We start from the raw sequence: 18,739 nt of genomic DNA on the forward strand, positions 1-18,739 counted from the left end.
AGCGTGGCGCTCGGCGGGCGGTCATGGCGGGCCGGCGGGGGCCGGGAGGACAGGCTCGCGCAGGGCGCGGAGTCGGTCAAGTGTGGACCGCGATACCGTGTGCTGGGTCGCGCTTGCTGTGTTGCGGCGCGGCATCGAGCCAGGAGCGAGCGTGCAGCAGCGAGGCGTAAGCGGGAGCGGACGGCGATCCCTCTGCGTCAGCTCACACCTCGCTTCTGCGCGCTCACTTCTATTTCTTAACTCCCCAGCCGCTACGCTACCCGCCCCTCAGCAACGGAGCCGCACACCATGGGTATCTCGCGTCACGCCACCGCGCATTGGGAAGGCGATCTCAAGAACGGACAGGGCCGGCTCAGCACGCCGCAGAGCGGATTGCTCGACAACACCCGCTACGGCTTCAACAGCCGCTTCGGCGAGGAGAAGGGCACCAATCCCGAGGAGCTGATCGCCGCCGCGCACGCCGGCTGCTTCACCATGGCGCTGTCGGCCAAGCTCACCGAAGCCGGGCATCCGCCGGCCAGCCTGGATACCCGCGCCGAAGTCGACTTGTCGATGGAAGGCGGCCCGACCCTGTCGCAGATCCGGCTCAAGGTGAAGGCGCAGGTGCCGGGGATCGACGCGGGCAAGTTCCAGGCCATCGCCGAGGACGCCAAGGCCAATTGCCCGGTGTCGAAAGCGCTCAGCGCGGTGCCGGTGAGCCTGGAAGCCACGCTCCTGTAATCCGGCCGCAGCTACCTGTAGGAGCGGCGCGAGCCGCGACAACCGCAGCGGTGCACGCAAGCGCCGCTACCCGAAGCCGAAAGCCCGCGAGCGCTCGAACCTCTTGGCGCTCACGGACTTTCGGCTTCGGCCGCTTCGGTGGTATCAAACCGCTTCGTTTGTCGCAGCTTGCGCAGCTCCTACAGTCGCTCCGCCCAACAACGTCTCCGCATGCCGCCAGCCGACACCCCCATCCGCTACGCCCTGCTGCTCCACGGCGCCGGCGCCGGCGCGTGGGAATGGAACCTGTGGCGCGACGCGCTGCACGCCCGCGGCATAGACACCCGCGCGCCGGACCTGCAACCGTCGCCGGCCGGCCTGGAAGCGACCACGCTCGCCGACTACCGCGAACAGGCCCGCGCCGCCTTGGCCGCGCTGCCGCGCCCGCGCGCGGCGATCGGCGCCAGCCTCGGCGGGTTGCTGGCGTGGCTGTGCGGCGACCTCGCCGACGCCCTGGTCCTGGTCAATCCGCTGCCGCCGGCGCCGTGGGCGGGCGAGGCGCCGGCGCGGACGTGGCCGGCGCGGGTGCCGTGGCAGCGCGAGGCGCGGCTGGCCTCGACCCGCCGCGCCATGCCCGACGCCGACGAAGCCGCGACCCTGTACGCGCTGCGGCGCTGGCGCGACGAGTCCGGCGCGGTGCTGAGCGAGGCTGTGGGCGGAATCGACGCGCCGCGCCCGGATTGCCCCTGCCTGTGCATCGCCAGCCACGGCGACACCGACGTCGATCCGCGAACCACGGCACGGTTCGCCGCCGCGGTCGGCGCGAGCCTGATCGCCTTGCCGGGCAGCCATGTCGGCCCGCTGCTCGGCCGCGACGCCGCGCGCGCCGCTGCGCAGGCGGCGGACTGGCTGTCGGCGAGGTAAACGAATTTTTGACATCGCCGTCGGGTCCGGCCGCATTCAGCCCGGGTTGACCGCATCGGACCGACGATCCGCTTCGCGCCACTCCGGCGCCTGGGAGCCCCGCCATGAACCGCTCGCTCGTCACCGTCCTGGGCCTGGCCCTGGCCGCCGCCACCGGCATCGCTTCGGCGCAGTCGTATCCGTCCGGTTCGGGCGCGTATTCGGGCAATTACAACAACTACAACACCGGCTCCACGAGCTACAGCTCGCAAGTCGATTTCGCCCGCGTGGTGCGGGTCGACCCGGTGTTCGAAACCTATTCCCAGCCGGTCAGCGCGCCGCGCTGCTACGAACGCCCGACCTATGTCCAGGGCGGCAGCGACTACTACGGCGACGGCTACAGCAACAACGACGGCTATTACGATCAATACGGCAGCCAGCGCCGCAGCGTCGGCACCGAAGGCGGCCGCACCGCGGCGACCGTGGTCGGCGGCATCGTCGGCGCGGTGCTCGGCAGCAAGGTCGGCGGCGGCAGCGCGCGCTACGCCACCTCGGCGATCGGCTCGATGGTCGGCGGCATGGCCGGCCGCAGCATCTACGAACAGAACAAGCGCAGCCAGGAACCGCCGCGCACCGGCTCGGTGCGGGTCTGCGACCCGGTGCCGAACAACGGCTACGCCAACGAGCAGCGCAGCGTGACCGCGTACGACGTCACCTACGAATACGCCGGCAAGACCTATCGCACCCGCACCGACCACAACCCCGGCGACCGCATCCGCGTGCGCGTGGACGTGCGTCCGGACTGAACGGGCGGGCAGGGAATCGGGGCGGGCGCGCAGGAACGGGGCGCCGCCCGCGCCGGTGGGACGCCGGGGCCGCGAGGCTCCGGCGTCTTTCGTTTTGCGGCGCGCGTCGGCGCTTCGGCCGCGCCTAGACCATCGTCGTAACGCACCGCGAGCGCCGCTTGGTCTAGCCTGCGGATGGATGCCCCGCGAGACCGACCGCATGCGTTACGAGGAATTCCACCGCCGTTCGATCGAGCAGCCCGAAGCGTTCTGGGCCGAGCAGGCCCAGGCGATCTACTGGCGCACGCCGCCGCAGCGCATCCTCGATTATTCCGATCCGCCGTTCCGGCAGTGGTTCGCCGGCGGCGAAACCAATCTTTGCTACAACGCGCTCGACCGCCACCTCGACGAGCGCGGCGACCAACTCGCGCTGGCGACGGTGTCCAGCGAAACCGGGCAGACCCGCGAGCTGAGCTATCGCGAGCTGCACCGCGAGGTCAACGTCTTCGCCAGCGCGATCCGCGCGCTCGGCGTCGGCCGCGGCGACCGCGTGGTGATCTACATGCCGAACATGGCCGAAGCGGTGTTCGCGATGCTGGCCTGCGCGCGCATCGGCGCGGTCCACTCGGTGGTGTTCGGCGGCTTCGCCGCGCACAACCTGGCGCTGCGCATCGACGACGCCACGCCGAAGCTGCTGATCTGCGCCGATGCGGGCATGCGCGGCGGCAAGATCATCCCGTACAAGCCGCTGGTCGACGCGGCCTGCGAAGAAGCGCAATCGCCGCCGCCGCACGTGCTGATCGTCGGCCGCGGCCTCGACCCGGGCCATGCCGTCGTGCCCGGCCGCGATGTCGATTACGCGACTCTGCGCGTCCAGCACGAAGGCGCGCAGGTCGAAGTCGAATGGCTGGAATCGAACGAGCCCAGCTATCTGCTGTATACCTCCGGCACCACCGGAAAACCCAAGGGCGTGCAGCGCGACGTCGGCGGCTACGCGGTCGCGCTGGCGCTGTCGATGTGGGCGATCTACGACATCCGCGCCGGCCAGACGATGTTCTCGACCTCCGACGTGGGCTGGGCGGTCGGCCATTCCTACAACGTCTACGGCCCGCTGATCGCCGGCGCGACTTCGGTGCTGTACGAAGGCCTGCCGACGAACCCGGACCCCGGCGTGTGGTGGAGCATTTGCGAGCGCTACGGCGTGCGCACCATGTTCTCCTCGCCGACCGGCATCCGCGTGCTGAAGAAACAGGACGCGTCCTGGCTCAGGAAGCACGACCTGTCGAAGCTGCACTGGCTGTTCCTGGCCGGCGAGCCGCTCGACGAACCGACCGCGCACTGGATCACCGACGGCATCGGCAAGACCGTCATCGACAACTACTGGCAGACCGAAACCGGCTGGCCGGTGCTGGCGCTGATGCCGGGGCTGGACCTGAAGCCGGTCAAGTTCGGTTCGCCGGGTTTGCCGATGCCGGGCTATCACCTGCGGGTGATCGACGAAGCCAGCGGCCGCGACGTCGGGCCGAACGAGAAAGGCGTGCTGGTCATCGTGCCGCCGCTGCCGCCGGGCTGCCTGACTACGGTGTGGAACGACGATGCGCGTTTTTTGGCCAGCTACTTCGGCCACTTCAAGGAACGCCTGTACAGCTCGCTGGACTGGGCGATCCGCGACGAGGACGGCTACACCTTCATCCTCGGCCGTACCGACGACGTCATCAACGTCGCCGGCCATCGCCTGGGCACGCGCGAGATCGAGGAATCGGTGGCCAGCCACGCCAGTGTCGCCGAAGCGGCGGTGATCGGCGTGCGCGACGAGCTCAAGGGCCAGGTGCCGGTGGTGTTCGCCACGCTCAAGGCCGGTGACGCGCTCGACCCGGGCGCGGTCGCCGCGGGCATGCAGGACTGCGTGGTGCGCCAGCTCGGCGCGGTGGCGCGGCCGGCGCGCGTCTACGTGGTCGCCGCGCTGCCGAAGACGCGCTCGGGCAAGCTGCTGCGGCGTTCGATCCAGGCGCTGGCGGAAAGCCGCGACCCCGGCGATCTGTCCACGCTCGACGATCCCGGCGCGCTCGAGGAAGTGCGGCGCGCGCTCGAACGCGGCGCCGATGCGGGCGGCTGAAGCGCTGCGCGTGCGTCGGCCGAGCATGAACGCGAGCGAAAGCGTTCGCCCGCGCAACATCGCTGTTGACGCGATTTTTCTGCGACGGCGTTAGCATCGCGGCAACGGGTGGGCTGCGACCCGCCCTCGATCCAGCGAGGCCAGCGCGCAATGCAGTACTCCAGCCCATCCGTCACCGCCGCCGCAGAGTCCGATCCCGCCGCGGCGCACCGCGTCGAGGGGCGTCCGGGCGAAGCCGGCGCTCCTGGCTGGGACGCCATCAACCATGCCTTGAGCCGGGTCTATCCGCGCCAGTCGCCGTGGCATTCCAGCCAGCCGCCCGGTTCCGACGCGATCCTGCCCGGCATCAGCGCGTACAAGCGCATCACCCCGCTGCCGCATTGGCACTTCGTCACCTACGGCTTCAGCGAGCTGTTCGACAAGCGCAGCGACGAGGCCGACATCAGCGGCTACGGTTTCGAATTGACCTTCCGCCTGGCCAATCCCGACGACGCCGAGGAACCGCCGCGCTGGGCGCTGAACTTCCTGCAGAACCTGGCGCGCTACGTGTTCGACAGCGGCCACGGATTCCATGCCGGGCATTACCTCAGCGCCGGCGGCCCGATCGCCGCCGACAGCGACAGCCAGATCCGCGCGCTGGCCTTCGTCCAGGATCCCGAGCTGGCGCCGGTCGACAGCGAAAACGGGCGTTTCGAATTCCTGCAGATCGTCGGACTCACCAACGAGGAGGAGTTCGCGCTCAAGCGCTGGTCGACGCTGAAGGTGCTGGAGGTCTTCCACGACAGCCTGCCGCTGTGGATCACCGACCTGGAGCGCGGTTCGCTGCTGAGCGATCCGGAGATCGCCGCGCGTCTGGCCGAAGGCTCGGCGCGCGACGGTTCGTCGGTCGGCACGATCTACGCCGATCACGTCGGCTGGGAACAGCGCAAGCGCCTGCTGCGCGCGCCGACCACGCTGCTGGCGCTGAGCGCGCGCCAGATCGGCGAACTGCTGGCGCTGCTGCCGTTGCGGCTGCCGTTCGGCCACGCCTTCAGCGTGATCGGGCCGGACGCGCGGGTGGTGTTCGAGCCGGCGCTGCGCGGCAACGAGGCGCTGGTCGCCGACGGCGTGCTGCATCTGCGCCTGGACGAGCGGGCGCTGCGCAGTCTGGTGTCGCGACTGCGGGCGCAGGCGGGGGTGTACGAAGTCGACGGGTTCGCGGCCTTGCAGGTGCAGGTGCGGTGAGCGCGGCGGCGGTCTGAGGGAAGGGCCGGGAGGCCTTGGCGCAGGCCGTTGCGCCCGAAGGCCGCGGCGTTGTGGTTGCAGGGTCTGCTGACCCGATGCGCTTGCGCCGGACCGCGGCCAGCTCCGGTGGACTTTGCGCATTCAGTCTGCTCGGCCCGCCGCCCTCCATACCCCCGCGCCGCCGGCCGACACACGCCGCGGGTTAAAATGGCCGGATCGCCCCGCCCGGGCCACCCGGAGTCCGTCAGATGTCACAGCTTTCCGCCGGCGCCAAGTTCCGCGCCGCGCTCGCCGCCGAATCGCCGCTGCAGGTGATCGGCGCGATCAACGCCAACCACGCCCTGCTGGCCAAGCGCGCCGGTTACCGCGCCATCTACCTGTCCGGCGGCGGCGTCGCCGCGGGTTCGCTGGGCCTGCCGGACCTGGGCATCAACACGCTCGAAGACGTGCTGATCGACGTGCGCCGCATCACCGACGTGTGCGACCTGCCGCTGCTGGTCGACATCGACACCGGCTTCGGTCCGAGCGCGTTCAACATCGAGCGCACGGTCAAGTCGCTGATCAAGGCCGGCGCGGCCGCCTGCCACATCGAGGACCAGGTCGGCGCCAAGCGCTGCGGCCACCGTCCGGGCAAGGAGATCGTCTCCGCCGGCGAAATGGCCGACCGGGTCAAGGCCGCCGCCGACGCCAAGACCGATCCCGATTTCTTCCTGATCGCGCGCACCGACGCCATCGCGGTCGACGGCGTCGACGCGGCGATCGAACGCGCGGTCGCCTGCGTGGAAGCCGGCGCCGACGGCATCTTCGCCGAGGCCGCCTACGACTTGGCGACCTACCGCCGCTTCGTCGACGCGGTCAAGGTGCCGGTGCTGGCCAACATCACCGAGTTCGGCCAGACCCCGCTGTTCTCGCGCGAGGAGCTGGCCTCGGCCGGCGTGGCGATCCAGCTGTTCCCGCTGTCGGCGTTCCGGGCGATGAACAAGGCCGCCGAGAACGTGTACGAATCGATCCGCCGCGACGGCCACCAGAAGAACGTGGTCGACAGCATGCAGACGCGCGCGGAGCTGTACGACCGCATCGGCTACCACGCGTTCGAGAGCAAGCTCGACGCCTTGTTCGCCAAGAACGGCGGCTGAGATTCCCTAGTTTTTCCTTCTCCCGCTTGCGGGAGAAGGTGGCCCGAAGGGCCGGATGAGGGCAAGCGAAACTTCAAGCCAGCGCCGCAAGCCAGAAGTCGCGCGCCCTCACCCTAGCCCTCTCCCGCAAGCGGGAGAGGGAACAGAAGACAATTCTTTTAGAGGAAGGACCATGAGCGATACCGCATCGACCCTGCCCAAGCCGAAAAAATCCGTCGCCCTCAGCGGCACCGCCGCGGGCAACACCGCGCTGTGCACCGTCGGCCGCAGCGGCAACGATCTGCACTACCGCGGCTACGACATCCACGACCTGGCGACCAAGGCCACCTTCGAGGAAGTCTCGCACCTGCTGGTCCACGGCGCGCTGCCGACCGCTTCCCAGCTCAAGGCCTACAAGACCAAGCTCAAGCGCCTGCGCGGCCTGCCGGCGATCGTCACCGACGCGCTGGAACTGGTGCCGGCCAACGCCCACCCGATGGACGTGCTGCGCACCGGCTGCTCGGTGCTCGGCACGGTGCTGCCCGAGCGCGAAGGCCATCCGGCCAGCGAAGCGCGCGACATCGCCGACCGCCTGATCGCCAGCTTCGGCTCGATGCTGCTGTACTGGTGGCATTTCACCCGCAACGGCCGCCGCATCGACTGCGAGACCGACGACGATTCGGTCGCCGCGCACTTCCTGCACCTGCTGCACGGCGAGCCGCCGAGCCAGCTGCTGGCCGATTCGCTCGACAAGTCGCTGATCCTGTACGCCGAGCACGAGTTCAACGCCTCGACCTTCACCGCCCGCGTCATCGCCGGCACCGGCTCGGACCTGCATTCGTGCATCACCGGCGCGATCGGCGCGCTGCGCGGCCCCAAGCACGGCGGCGCCAACGAAGTGGCGATGGACATCATCTCGCGCTACGGCGACGCCGACGAGGCCGAGGCCGACATCCGCGCCCGGGTCGAACGCAAGGAGATCGTCATCGGCTTCGGCCATCCGGTCTATACCGTCGGCGATCCGCGCAACCCGATCATCAAGGAAATCTCGCGCGCGCTGTGCAAGGACGGCGGCAACCAGACCCTGTTCGACGTCAGCGAGCGCATCGAGAACCTGATGTGGGACAGCAAGAAGATGTTCCCGAACCTGGATTGGTACTCGGCCTCGGCCTATCACATGATGGGCATCCCGACGCCGATGTTCACGCCGCTGTTCGTGATCGCCCGCACCACCGGCTGGAGCGCGCACGTGATCGAACAGCGCGAGGACGGCAAGATCATCCGCCCCAGCGCCAACTACACCGGGCCGGAAGATCGCGAGTACGTGCCGATCGAGAAGCGCTGACCTGCGTCCGGCGCCCGCGCGGCGCCTAGAACGCAGGACGAACGGCAAAAAGGCCAGGCGCGAGCCTGGCCTTTTTCGTGCGCGAAACGCCGCCGCGAGCGTGCGTGGTTGACTGCGGTCCGCTTGCGGCTAACGTCGAATGCGACACAGAACGCATGCGCGGCGCAGTGGCATAGTCCGGTGCCGACAGGCATGCGGCGGGTTCGAGACGCGGCGCGAAGCCCGGATGCGGCGCGGCGACACGGAAGCATCGAGCACGAGGAAGAACCATGCGCGACAGCGACGTTCCGGCGAAGACCAACGAAGGCCGCGACGAAATCGAACACCGCACCCGCAAGCTGCCGCCGATGCTGCGTTCGATCCTGTTGATCGTCGACGGCGAACGCAGCGCGCGCCACCTGCGCGAGCTGTCCGCCAGCCTGCACGGCCCGGCCGACGCGCTGGAGCAACTGGAACAGATGGGCTTGATCGCTTCGTCGGCCGCGGTGGCCGCGAGCCTCGCGGCGCAGGCGCCGGCGCGCGCGGCGGCGGCCGAAACGGCGTCTTCGGCGCAGTCGGCGCCGGCGCAACGCTATCAGGCGCTGTACTCGCTGATGAGCGAAGCGGTGCGCGACCACCTCGGGCTGCGCGGCTATTTCCTCCAGCTCAAGATCGAGCGCTGCGGCAGCAGCGACGAACTGGCGGCGGTGTTGCCGGAGCTCAGCGCGGCGCTGGCGAAGGCGCGCAAGGACGACGTCGCCGCGCAGATCGAGGCGCAGTTCGCCGCCAACGGCTGAGGTCGAACTTGCAAACAAAAAAGCCGGCCCTTCCGCCGCAGCGCAAGGGCCGGCTGATCGTGCGTACGCGCTTACGCGATGCCTTCGGCCTTCAGCGCAGCCTGCACGCCGGCATCGGCTTCCATGCGCTGCTTGAACGCGGCCAGGTCCTCGTAGCCCGACAGGTCGACCTTGGTCGCCGCGGCCCAGCGCAGGGTGATGTAGAGATACGGATCGGCGTAGCTGCGGAAGCCGGCCAGCCACTGGCGATCGGCGAGGCGCTGATCGGCCGCGGCGTACAGCTTGCGCACGCGCTCGCGCGCGGTCTGGCGGACGACATCGGCCTGCGCGGGATCGGGATGGAACGCGCCCGGCGAGAAGATCGGCACGAACGCCGGATGGATGTCGGAATTGCAGTACGCCAGCCAACGCGCGGCTTCGGCGCGCTGCTGCGCGCTGCCGTCGCCGGCCAACTGCGCCTGCGGGAAGGTGTCGGCGATGTAGCCCATGATCGCCGAGTTCTGGGTCAGCACGAACGGGCCGTCGACGACCGCCGGCACCGCGCCGGCCGGATTGATCGCCAGATACGCCGGCGCCTTCATCGTGTCCTTGTCGAGGATTTCGACTTCGAACGCGCCGCCCGTCCATTGCAGGGCGATGTGGTCGGCGGTGGAGCACGCGCCGGGCTTGCTGTAGAGCTTCATGGGTGGCGACCCTCTGGTAGTGGGCCGGCGACTATCGCCGGTCTCCAGGGGATGCTCAAGGAGGTGGGTGCAACGGTGCGTTACGGTGTGGAGCGGGGAGATGGAGCGGGGTAGGAAAGCGGGGGTGGGGGACTGTGGACTGGGGCGAACTGGAAGACGCGAAGATCTCCAGTTTCCTAACCCCTAACCCCTAACCCCGCTTTGGCTTCCCTCAGCCGCGCCGCGGCTTGAGCGCCTGCACCTTGTAGAACGTGTGATCGCCGATCGTCGCCACCTGATAGGCGTTGCGCCACGAGGGGCTGGCGATCGCGTGCGCGGCGAAGTGGCTCGCGCCGGGCACGATCTCCTTGCGCTGGCCGGCCGGCAGCGCCCAGTTGCGCTCCGCGGCCAGGGCCACGTTGACCGACTCGGCCCAGGCCTCGGAATTGCTCAGGCGGGTGCCCGGCGAGACCAGGGTCGGGGCGAACTGCTTGTTGGCGGTGACGACCTCGCAGACGGTGTCGCCCCACAGGCCGCTGTCGCGGCGGCGCAGGGCCACCTCGGCGACAGCTTGTTGGCCGCGTTGGGACTGGTCGCGGGCTTCCAGGTAAACGGTGGTGCTCAGGCACAGCGAATCGGCGGTCTGCGGCGGAAGCACGGAGGCCAGCCACAATATCCAAGCCAGTTTCATATCGGACTCCTTGCTCCGTTGCGTCGGGCCGCACTGGGCCGTCCATCCTCCGCAACGGAGGAAAGGGACGGCGGTGAGGCCGACATGGCGTACTGGGGAGGGCAGCGGCTCTAGCGGCGCGCTTTTGCCCCGTCACCGGGACCGGGGGCAAATGAGCGCCCGGGGCGGTGGTGGGTGCCGCCTCTGCAGGGGGCGGCGGAAAAGTCGGCGAACGGTAGCGACGCGAATCCAAACCGACACTGAACGGCTAAATCCAAGTTTCTAATTTAGTTGGAGTTTTTATTCTGAACAGGCGCTAGGTGCTTGGTTCTGAAAGGCTTTGTGCCGGCACGAAGCGTGCCGACCTCGTCTCGCCCTTGTGTGAGCGAGCCGGTTCAGCAAAGTCGGGGAGGGTGGTTTGGCGTCTCCGGGCGACGGTGGACTCGGGTTGGGGTGGGATTTCGGGCCATGACGGTCAAGCGAACCCCACCGATTGGGGTAAGCGGTCACAGACGGCCCTACAGAATCCGGTCGGGGGTGGGGCGAGCGCCCGGGATGGCCCCCTGTAGGAGCGACGCGAGTCGCGACCGCGACAACGCAACCACGATGAAAGCTGCGGCGCAGTTGCGTTGTCGCAGTCGCGACTCGCGTCGCTCCTACAGGGGCAAATCCACACATACATATATATGTGTGGATGCGCGGCTCAGAGCTGCGCTGCGAGCCGGCTGGCCTGCGCGATCGCGCGCTTGGCGTCGAGCTCGGCGGCGACGTCGGCGCCGCCGATCACGTGCACCGGTTGGCCGCTGCCGGCCAGCGCTTCGGCCAGCGGCTTGTACGGCTCCTGGCCGGCGCAGATCACCACCTGGTCGACCGGCAGCACCTGCTCGCTGCCATCGATGCGGATGTGGAAGCCTTCGTCGTCGACGCCGACGTATTCGACCCCGCCGAGCATGCGCACCTGCTTGGCCTTCAAGGTCGCGCGATGGATCCAGCCGGTGGTCTTGCCGAGCTTCGCCCCGGGCTTGCCGGCGCTGCGTTGCAGCAGCCACACCTGCCGCGCCGGCGGGGTCGGCCGCGGCGCGGTCAGGCCGCCGCGGTTGTCGGCGTAGTCCAGGTCCACGCCCCATTCGGCGCGCCATTGCGCGGGGTCCGGGTAATGCGGGGCGTCGTCGCCGGAATGGGCGCCGTCGTGGACCAGGAATTCGGCCACGTCGAAGCCGATGCCGCCGGCGCCGACGATGGCCACGCGCGCGCCGGGCACGACCCGGCCCTGCAGCACGTCGAGATAGGTGCAGACCTTGGCGTGGTCGCTGCCGGGGAAGTCGACCGCACGCGGGCGGATGCCGGTGGCGAGCACGATCTCGTCGAACCCGGCCAGCGCGGCCGCGTCGGCCTCGGTGTTCAGGCGCAGCTCGACCCCGGTCTGTTCGATCCGGCCGGCGAAGTAGCGCAGGGTCTCGTAGAACTCCTCCTTGCCCGGGATCCGCTTGGCCAGATTGAACTGGCCGCCGATGCGCGCGGCGCGGTCGAACAAGGTGACGGTATGACCGCGCTCGGCCGCGACCGTCGCGCAGGCCATGCCGGCCGGGCCGGCGCCGACCACGGCCACGCGCTTGGGCTGGGCGGTCGGGCGGTAGTTGAGCTCGGTCTCGGCGCAGGCGCGCGGGTTGACCAGGCAGCTGGCGTGCTTGTTCTCGAACACGTGGTCCAGGCAGGCCTGGTTGCAGCCGATGCAGGTGTTGATGTCGGCGGCGCGGCGATTGCGCGCCTTGTTGACCCACTCCGGGTCGGCCAGCAGCGGCCGCGCCATCGACACCATGTCGGCGTCGCCCTCGGCGAGGATGCGTTCGGCTACGTCGGGCATGTTGATGCGGTTGGTGGTCACCAGCGGCAGCCGCACTTCCTCCTTGAGCCGCCCGGTGATGCCGGTGAACGCGCCGCGCGGCACCGAGGTGGCGATGGTCGGCACCCGCGCCTCGTGCCAACCGATGCCGGTATTGATCAGGGTGGCGCCGGCGGCTTCGATCGCGCGGGCCTGGGCGATGACCTCGCTCCAGGTCGAGCCTTCTTCGACCAAGTCGATCATCGACAGCCGGTAGACGATGATGAAGTCCGGCCCGCAGGCCTCGCGGATGCGGCGCACGATCTCGACGCTGAAGCGGTAACGCTGCGCGGCTTCGCCGCCCCAGCCGTCGCGGCGCTTGTTGGTGCGCGGCACGGTGAACTGGTTCAGCAGGTAGCCCTCCGAGCCCATCACCTCGACCCCGTCGTAGCCGGCCTCGCGCGCCAGCCGCGCCGAATTGACGAAGGCCTTGATCTGCCGCTCGACCCCGCCGGCCGACAGCGCGCGCGGAGTGAACGGGTTGATCGGCGCCTTGAGCTTGCTCGGCGCGACCTGCAGCGGGTGATAGCCGTAGCGGCCGGCGTGCAGGATCTGCATGCAGATGCGGCCGCCGTGCTCGTGCACGGCGCGGGTCACCTGCTTGTGCTTGGCCGCTTCCCACGGCCAGCTGAGCTTGCCGCCGAACGGCTTGAGCCAGCCGACGATGTTCGGCGCGAAGCCGCCGGTGACGATCAGCCCGACCCCGCCGGCGGCGCGCTCGGCGAAATACGCGGCCAGCTTGGGGAAGTCGGCGGCCTTGTCCTCGAGCCCGGTGTGCATCGAACCCATCAGCACCCGGTTGGGCAGGGTGCAGAAGCCCAGGTCCAGCGGCGCGAACAGGTGCGGATAGAGCGGATGCGGGCCGGCGTCGGCGGATGCGGCGGAGGCGGGAGCGGTCGGAGCGGCCGTGGTCATTGCTGGCTGGATACGCTGGCGTATGGATTGCGCACGATGCCGGGAAAAGCCCTGGAATTCAAGCGGGAAACGTCGGTTCCGGCAGGCGCGTGCGGGGTTTCGCCGGAGCCGACCGGCACTTTCGCAGCGCAGCGCGTGCAAACCGCGCGAAGACAGGCACGCCGGCGCGCCGGCCGCAACGGTTGTCACGCCCCGCCGCATCGCCGAACATGCCCGACCCTCCGTAGTCCGCCTTACATGGACGCAGCCGCCGAAACCAGCCTCCAGGACTACCTGCGCGCCGACATCGTCGCCGCCGACCTACCCGACCTGCAGCCCCTGCTGGGCGCGCGCGATCTGCTGCGCGCCTTCTCCACCCTGTTCCACGGCGGCGAGGAGTCGGTGATGGTGCGGCTGCTGGTGCTGCGCGCCATCGGCGAGCGCGGCGAAGCGCCGGACTGGAGCCCGCAGGAACTGCGCGAACACTTCGCCTACCTCGACCCGGTCAAGTTCGACACCGTGATCGGCCGCCTGCGCGACAACGACCTGTTGTTGTGGGACGGCCAGACCCAGCGCTACCGCATCAGCCCGGCCGGCCGTCAGGCGCTGGCGGCGATCGGCCTGCTGCTGCAGTTCAACCGCGAAGGCGACGAACTGGCCTACGTGACCGCGCAGATCGCCGCCGGCCAGGCCGTCGGACGGGTGCGTTCGGACGACCTGCAGCATCTGCTGTCGCGCTTGAACGAACTGCGCGAAGACTTCGACCAGGCGGTGCTGTCGGGTTCCGAGCACCGCATCCAGCGCGCCGCCGGCACCTTGCAACATGCGTGGCGCTGGATCGAGAAAGGCACCCAGATCGTCGAGGACATCTCCGCCGATCTGGAACTCGACAGCCACACCCACCGCGTCGCCCAGCAGATCGGCCGCGCCCAGAGCGCGATGCTGCGCCAGGCCTCGGTGTTCCAGCGCGCGCTGAGCCAGCTCGACCGCCATCGCGTGCACCTGGGCGCGAGCGGTTTGTCCTCGTCCGACGTCAACCGCTTCCTGCGCGAGCTCGACATCGACAAGCTCGCCGGCATCGCCGACGACCTGCTGACGCGCACCGCGATTCCGGCGTTCATGCTCGCGCCGATCGCGCTGGACGTGGCCGAGTACGAACTGGTCGAACGCGAGCGCGAAGCGCGCGAAGACCAGTCGCTGCCGCCGGCGCAAGCCGCGCCGAGCGCGGAAGGCTCGCCCGCGGCGGCGACCGATTTCGCTTATGCGGAGAACTGGCTCGACCAGCTGACCGCGCTGGCCGGCGGCGCGCCGGCCGACGATGCGTCGCTGCCGTCGGCGCCGCTGTCGACGGTGGTGCCGCACGACAATTTCTCGCTCAGCGCGTATCGCCTGTCGCTGCTCGGCCTGATCGGCGATCCCGGCGCGGAGAACCGCGAAGGCGTCAGCGCCTCGATGGCGCGGCTGCCGCTGGCGTGGCGGGTGGAGACGCAGTTCGAAACCATCGGCCATTCCGGCGTGGCCTACATGAGCCGCGGTCGCCTGGACACGTTGAGCGAAGAAGAACTGCTGCAAGCGCGCCAGCCGCGCAAGCGCAAGGCCGCTGCGGAAACGACGGCGGACGGCGAAGCCGTCGACGCCGACGCCGCGCCGGCCAAACGCAAGCGCGCCGCCAAGCCACAAGACGACGACAACAAGAAGACCGCCTCCGACGACGCCGCGCCCAAGCGGCGCAGCAAGAAAGCGGCCAAGGACACCGTACCCACCGCATGAACGATCCCATCGCTTCCCTGATCGCGCGGCTGCTGGCCGAACGCTGGCTGTCGCGCGACGATGCCGCCGTCCGCGAACTGCTGACCGACGCCGAACTGCGCAACGACCTCGACCGCCGCCTGGCGTCGGTCGGCATGCGTTTGCTCGAACATCCTTACGCCGCGCACATCGCGGTCGGCATCGCCCGGCCGCAGGAATCGGCGGTGTTCGGCAGCGCCAAGGCCTGGTCCTCGACCAACCTGCAGCTCGACCGCGACGCCATCGCCTTGCTGGTGGTGCTGTGGGCGCTGCTGGTGCTGCCCAAGCGCCAGCGCCAGATCGCCCGGCAGAAGGCCGACCGCGATCAGGACCAGGAGCAGATGTTCGCCGAACTCAAGCCAGTGCCGGTCGGCGCCGAAGTGGTCGAGCCGATCAACGAACGCACGCTGATGGCCGACTTCGGCGAGAAGCTCGGCGGCAAGACGCGGATCCAGTTCAACCTGGGTTCGCTGGCGCGGCAGGGGTTCATCTTGCGGCGCAAGGAAAAGATCCATGAGGGGCCGATGCTGGATTTGGCCTTCGATTACGAACGCATCGCCGGGCGGGTGATGGACGGCGCGCTGTCGTTCGTCGTCGCCGAAGCGCGCCAGCACGCGCAGGAGATGGCCGAGCGCGAAGCCGCCGACGCCTTGCTCGAAAGCGAGAACGAACGCGCGACCGCGGCCGAGCTGGCCGACGCCGCGCTGGCCGCGGCGGGGTTGCAGGCCGACGATTACGACGCGTTCCAGGCTGCGATCGAGGCGGTGGAAAGCGTCGTGGCGGCGGACGCGGACGCGGACGAAGCGTTGCCGCAAGCGGTCGCGGCCGAAACCGATGCCGTCGCTGACGACGATGCCGAACCTGCCGCGGCGACCGACGAAGAAACCGTCGACGCCGGCTCCGCCGAAGCGGACGACCCCGCAACACAGGACGACCCCGTCCCGCCCGAAGACATGAAGCACGAGGAGGCCGCGGCCGATGTTTGAGTTCCGCTCGCTCGAAGTCGTGCACTGGGATTACTGGCAGCGTTTCCAACTGCCGCTGGACGCGTCGATCGTCACCGTGGTCGGGCCGAACGGTTCGGGCAAGACCACCTTGCTCGACGCGTTGCGCACCCTGCTGGCGATCGAAGACCGCGACACCGCGCGCGACTACAAGACCTATCTGCGCCACAACGGCAAGCCGTACGCCTGGCTGCGCGCGGTGGTCAGCAACAGCCCCGACCGCCGCGGCGGCCGGCCGTTCTTCCCGATCAAGGACGATCAGGTCACCCTGGCCTGCCGCATCCGCAAGCGCGGCGGCGACTGGAGCCGCGATTACCAGATCGTCGGCGGCGACGTGGCGGTGGAGACGCTGGAGCAGGGCGGCGAATGGATGGGCGTGCGCGACTACCGCGTGCGTCTGGCCGGCGCCGGCCTGACCCGGGCGATCTGCCGGGTGCTGACCCTGGAGCAGGGCGCCACCGACAAGCTCTGCCAGTACTCGCCGCGCGAACTGTTGCAGCTGATCTTCGACGTGTTCGAAGACAAGGCCGTGCTCGACGACTACCAGCGCGCGCGCACCGAGCAGTTCGACGTGGAAAAGGAATTGCAGCAGCTCGGCCAGGACCTGGCCGGCCTGCACCTGCGCCTGGAATCGGCCAAGGCCGACGTGCGTTCGTTCGAGGACTACAACGCGCTGCGCAACCAGCGCCAGCGCCTGGAAACCGAGATCGCGCCGAAGGTCGAACTGGCCGATCAGCGCAACGCCATCGAAGGCGCCAAGCCGCGCCTGACCGGCCTGCGCCGCGCGCTGCGCGAGCGCGAGCGCATGCTCGACGAGATGCAGCGCGAAGACGCGGTCGCCTCCGGCGGCCGCGAGAGCCTGGTCGAAGCCATGCGCGAGGCGCGCCGTCAGGTCGCCGCCAGCGAGCAGGCCTTCACCCAGGCGCGCGACGCCGCGCGCGACGCCGAGATGCTGGTCAAGCGCCGCGACGAGCTGGCCAAGCTGCAGGCGCAGCGCGGCGAAGTCGACGTGGATTCGCTCAGCGCCGCGGTCGAGAACGGCCGCCGCCGCCAGGCCGAACTCAAGCTGGAAGCCGAGCGCGACCGCAAGCGCGCCGGCGAACTGGCCGCGCAGCTGGCCGCGCTCAGCGGCGGCGGACGCATCGTCGAGCCGTTCGAGCGCGAGTTCCGCAGCGGCCTGCTCAAGGCCAACATCGACCATCACGTGCTGACCGAACTGGTCGAGATCGTCGATCCGCAGTGGTCGGTCGCGGTCGAAGCGGTGCTGGCGCCTTACCGGCATCTGTTGGTGCTGGAAAATCCGAAGGACGCGCGCGCCGCGTGGCAGCTCGGCGAAAGCCAGCAGTACCGCCACTTCATCGTCGCCGAGCGCGCGCCGGTGCCCAAGCCCAGCGCCGGTTCGCTGCTGGAAGTGGTGCGTTTCTCGGCCGATCCGCCGGCATGGCTGCCGCGCCAGCTCGACCGCATCCGCCGGGTCGCCGACATCGAACACGGCTCGCGCCTGCCGGCGCAGCAGGACTGGATCACCCAGAAGGGCTATCTGCGCGAAAGCCGCGGCGGCCGCCACATCGGCGGCACCCAGCAGCACTTCGGCAGCGGCGCGCGCCAGTCGCAGCTGGCCGAGCTGCGCGTCGAGCAGGAGACCATCGCCCAGCGCGCGCAGGCGCGCGAGGCCGAACTGCAGGAACTGAGCCAGCGCGTCGACGCCGACCAGTCGCGCCTGCTCGGCCTGGACGCGACCCAGGAACTGGTGACCCGCGCCGGCGAATTCGCCGCCGCGGCCGAACGCCTGCCGGAACTGGCCGAAGCCGCCGGCGCCGCCGCCGCCGCGCTCGGCGAGGCGCGCGCGCGCATCGATGCGGCCGGCGACCAGGACAAGGCCGAAGGCATCGCCGCGGCCAAGCGCCAGGGCCAGATCGACGCGCTGGCGCGCGAACTGCGCGAGCGCAGCGCGCAGATCAACGGCGAGCGCCAGAGTTTGATCCAGCGCATCGTCGACTACCGGCGCAAGCGCGCGATCATGCCCGAGTCCTGGCGCACCGCGGCCGCGCTGCACGCCGCACGCGAGGAGTACGAAAGCGCCTCGGCGGTGCGCCGCGAGATGGAGCGCATCGACGACCGCCTGGAGCGCGGCGGCTTCGTCACCGACGAATCCTGCGTGCCGCTGCGCGACAAGATCGGCGCCGACCACGACGATCTGGCCAGCTCGATCATGCGCCGCGAAGGCCATCTGGACCGCGCCAAGCGGCTCACCGAGGAAGCGCGCGGCGCCTACATCAACGTGCTGCGCGCGACCGTGCGCCGCTACAAGAAGAACCTCGCCGCGCTCGGCGAACTGGCCGGCATCGGCGTCGACGCCGACATGCCCGAGCTGGCCAACAACGACGTCGCGCTGGCCCAGGCCGGTTTGTCGGTGCGCTTCGATTTCGACCGCAAGGGCTGGATCGGGCTGGACGACGGCGAAGCTTCCGGCGGCCAGCAGGTGATGAAGTCGTTGCTGCTGTTGGTGGCGCTGCTGCGCGACGAAGACCAGCCGGGCGGCTTCGTGTTCATCGACGAACCGTTCGCGCACCTGGACGTGTTCAACATCGAGAAGGTCGGCCGCTTCCTGCGCGCCACCGACGCGCAGTACATCCTGACCACGCCGATTACCCACAACCTCAACGTGTTCGACCCGTCCGACCTGGTGCTGACCACCAGCAAACGCCGCGGCGGCAACGCCTGGGCCGAGCCGGTGGCGGTGCTCAAGCGGCAGGCCGAAAAGGCGGCGTAAGCTCGATTCCCCCTGTAGGAGCGGCGCGAGCCGCGACCGCGACAACGCAACTGCGCCGCAACCTTCGTCCTGGTTGCGTTGTCGCGGTCGCGGCTCGCGCCGC

At 69.6% G+C, this 18,739-nt stretch carries 14 protein-coding genes; 11 read left to right on the forward strand and 3 right to left on the reverse strand.

Annotated features, from left to right (window positions below):
• Nucleotides 1–288: 288 nt before the first annotated feature.
• The 8 genes from JHW38_RS22925 (at nucleotide 289) to JHW38_RS22960 (ending at nucleotide 8,963) form a co-directional block, all read left to right on the forward strand.
• Nucleotides 289–720 carry an OsmC family protein gene (locus JHW38_RS22925; RefSeq protein ID WP_207523591.1) on the forward strand — a complete coding sequence of 144 codons (432 nt, stop codon included), beginning with the start codon at nucleotides 289–291 and terminating at the stop codon, nucleotides 718–720.
• A gap of 210 nt (nucleotides 721–930) precedes the next feature.
• Complete coding sequence (locus tag JHW38_RS22930; protein WP_207523592.1) at nucleotides 931–1,623, forward strand: alpha/beta hydrolase; 693 nt, start codon at nucleotides 931–933, stop codon at nucleotides 1,621–1,623.
• Nucleotides 1,624–1,727: 104 nt separating this feature from the next.
• A complete protein-coding gene (locus tag JHW38_RS22935) occupies nucleotides 1,728–2,408 on the forward strand; it encodes a glycine zipper 2TM domain-containing protein (protein ID WP_207523593.1) in 681 nt (226 codons plus the stop codon).
• Between the two features lie 199 nt (nucleotides 2,409–2,607).
• Nucleotides 2,608–4,503, forward strand: coding sequence for a propionate--CoA ligase (gene prpE / locus JHW38_RS22940; protein WP_207526478.1), 1,896 nt, complete (start codon nucleotides 2,608–2,610; stop codon nucleotides 4,501–4,503).
• Nucleotides 4,504–4,653: 150 nt separating this feature from the next.
• Nucleotides 4,654–5,727, forward strand: coding sequence for a suppressor of fused domain protein (locus tag JHW38_RS22945; protein WP_207523594.1), 1,074 nt, complete (start codon nucleotides 4,654–4,656; stop codon nucleotides 5,725–5,727).
• A 248-nt stretch (nucleotides 5,728–5,975) separates the two neighbouring features.
• On the forward strand, nucleotides 5,976–6,863 hold the full coding sequence (gene prpB, locus JHW38_RS22950; RefSeq protein ID WP_207523595.1) for a methylisocitrate lyase: 888 nt from the start codon (nucleotides 5,976–5,978) through the stop codon (nucleotides 6,861–6,863).
• Between the two features lie 172 nt (nucleotides 6,864–7,035).
• Nucleotides 7,036–8,187: a bifunctional 2-methylcitrate synthase/citrate synthase gene (prpC, locus tag JHW38_RS22955; protein ID WP_207523596.1), complete on the forward strand. Its 1,152-nt coding sequence runs from the start codon at nucleotides 7,036–7,038 to the stop codon at nucleotides 8,185–8,187.
• A 269-nt stretch (nucleotides 8,188–8,456) separates the two neighbouring features.
• Nucleotides 8,457–8,963 carry a hypothetical protein gene (locus tag JHW38_RS22960; RefSeq protein ID WP_207523597.1) on the forward strand — a complete coding sequence of 169 codons (507 nt, stop codon included), beginning with the start codon at nucleotides 8,457–8,459 and terminating at the stop codon, nucleotides 8,961–8,963.
• A 71-nt stretch (nucleotides 8,964–9,034) separates the two neighbouring features.
• Here the strand turns inward: JHW38_RS22960 and JHW38_RS22965 are convergent, their stop codons facing one another.
• From JHW38_RS22965 to JHW38_RS22975, 3 genes are all read right to left on the reverse strand, one after another.
• Nucleotides 9,035–9,646 carry a glutathione binding-like protein gene (locus JHW38_RS22965; RefSeq protein ID WP_207523598.1) on the reverse strand — a complete coding sequence of 204 codons (612 nt, stop codon included), beginning with the start codon at nucleotides 9,644–9,646 and terminating at the stop codon, nucleotides 9,035–9,037.
• Between the two features lie 211 nt (nucleotides 9,647–9,857).
• Nucleotides 9,858–10,316 (reverse strand): cell wall hydrolase, encoded by a 459-nt coding sequence (locus JHW38_RS22970; RefSeq protein ID WP_074863946.1) that lies wholly within the window; start codon nucleotides 10,314–10,316, stop codon nucleotides 9,858–9,860.
• 682 nt (nucleotides 10,317–10,998) lie between these two features.
• Nucleotides 10,999–13,092 (reverse strand): NADPH-dependent 2,4-dienoyl-CoA reductase, encoded by a 2,094-nt coding sequence (locus JHW38_RS22975; protein WP_207523599.1) that lies wholly within the window; start codon nucleotides 13,090–13,092, stop codon nucleotides 10,999–11,001.
• 237 nt (nucleotides 13,093–13,329) lie between these two features.
• On the opposite strand from JHW38_RS22975, the gene JHW38_RS22980 reads away from it, so the two are divergent.
• Genes JHW38_RS22980 through JHW38_RS22990 form a run of 3 tightly spaced genes read left to right on the forward strand, consistent with a single transcriptional unit; the run spans nucleotide 13,330 to nucleotide 18,636 of the window.
• Complete coding sequence (locus tag JHW38_RS22980) at nucleotides 13,330–14,841, forward strand: hypothetical protein (RefSeq protein WP_207523600.1); 1,512 nt, start codon at nucleotides 13,330–13,332, stop codon at nucleotides 14,839–14,841.
• Nucleotides 14,838–15,845 carry a hypothetical protein gene (locus tag JHW38_RS22985; protein ID WP_207523601.1) on the forward strand — a complete coding sequence of 336 codons (1,008 nt, stop codon included), beginning with the start codon at nucleotides 14,838–14,840 and terminating at the stop codon, nucleotides 15,843–15,845. The genes JHW38_RS22980 and JHW38_RS22985 overlap by 4 nt, the downstream gene beginning before the upstream one ends.
• Nucleotides 15,838–18,636 (forward strand): AAA family ATPase, encoded by a 2,799-nt coding sequence (locus JHW38_RS22990; protein WP_207523602.1) that lies wholly within the window; start codon nucleotides 15,838–15,840, stop codon nucleotides 18,634–18,636. Before JHW38_RS22985 ends, JHW38_RS22990 begins: the two co-directional genes overlap by 8 nt.
• Nucleotides 18,637–18,739 lie beyond the last annotated feature (103 nt).

The sequence above is a fragment of the Lysobacter enzymogenes genome (assembly GCF_017355525.1).
Taxonomy (GTDB): domain Bacteria; phylum Pseudomonadota; class Gammaproteobacteria; order Xanthomonadales; family Xanthomonadaceae; genus Lysobacter; species Lysobacter enzymogenes_C.

Coding starts and splice junctions, on each gene's coding strand:
- JHW38_RS22960 (WP_207523597.1), top strand. CDS start 8,457: ATGCGCGACAGCGACGTTCCGGCGAAGACCAACGAAGGCCGCGACGAA.
- JHW38_RS22925 (WP_207523591.1), top strand. CDS start 289: ATGGGTATCTCGCGTCACGCCACCGCGCATTGGGAAGGCGATCTCAAG.
- JHW38_RS22975 (WP_207523599.1), bottom strand. CDS start 13,092: ATGACCACGGCCGCTCCGACCGCTCCCGCCTCCGCCGCATCCGCCGAC.
- JHW38_RS22930 (WP_207523592.1), top strand. CDS start 931: ATGCCGCCAGCCGACACCCCCATCCGCTACGCCCTGCTGCTCCACGGC.
- prpE (WP_207526478.1), top strand. CDS start 2,608: ATGCGTTACGAGGAATTCCACCGCCGTTCGATCGAGCAGCCCGAAGCG.
- JHW38_RS22980 (WP_207523600.1), top strand. CDS start 13,330: ATGGACGCAGCCGCCGAAACCAGCCTCCAGGACTACCTGCGCGCCGAC.
- JHW38_RS22965 (WP_207523598.1), bottom strand. CDS start 9,646: ATGAAGCTCTACAGCAAGCCCGGCGCGTGCTCCACCGCCGACCACATC.
- JHW38_RS22970 (WP_074863946.1), bottom strand. CDS start 10,316: ATGAAACTGGCTTGGATATTGTGGCTGGCCTCCGTGCTTCCGCCGCAG.
- JHW38_RS22945 (WP_207523594.1), top strand. CDS start 4,654: ATGCAGTACTCCAGCCCATCCGTCACCGCCGCCGCAGAGTCCGATCCC.
- JHW38_RS22985 (WP_207523601.1), top strand. CDS start 14,838: ATGAACGATCCCATCGCTTCCCTGATCGCGCGGCTGCTGGCCGAACGC.
- JHW38_RS22935 (WP_207523593.1), top strand. CDS start 1,728: ATGAACCGCTCGCTCGTCACCGTCCTGGGCCTGGCCCTGGCCGCCGCC.
- prpB (WP_207523595.1), top strand. CDS start 5,976: ATGTCACAGCTTTCCGCCGGCGCCAAGTTCCGCGCCGCGCTCGCCGCC.
- JHW38_RS22990 (WP_207523602.1), top strand. CDS start 15,838: ATGTTTGAGTTCCGCTCGCTCGAAGTCGTGCACTGGGATTACTGGCAG.
- prpC (WP_207523596.1), top strand. CDS start 7,036: ATGAGCGATACCGCATCGACCCTGCCCAAGCCGAAAAAATCCGTCGCC.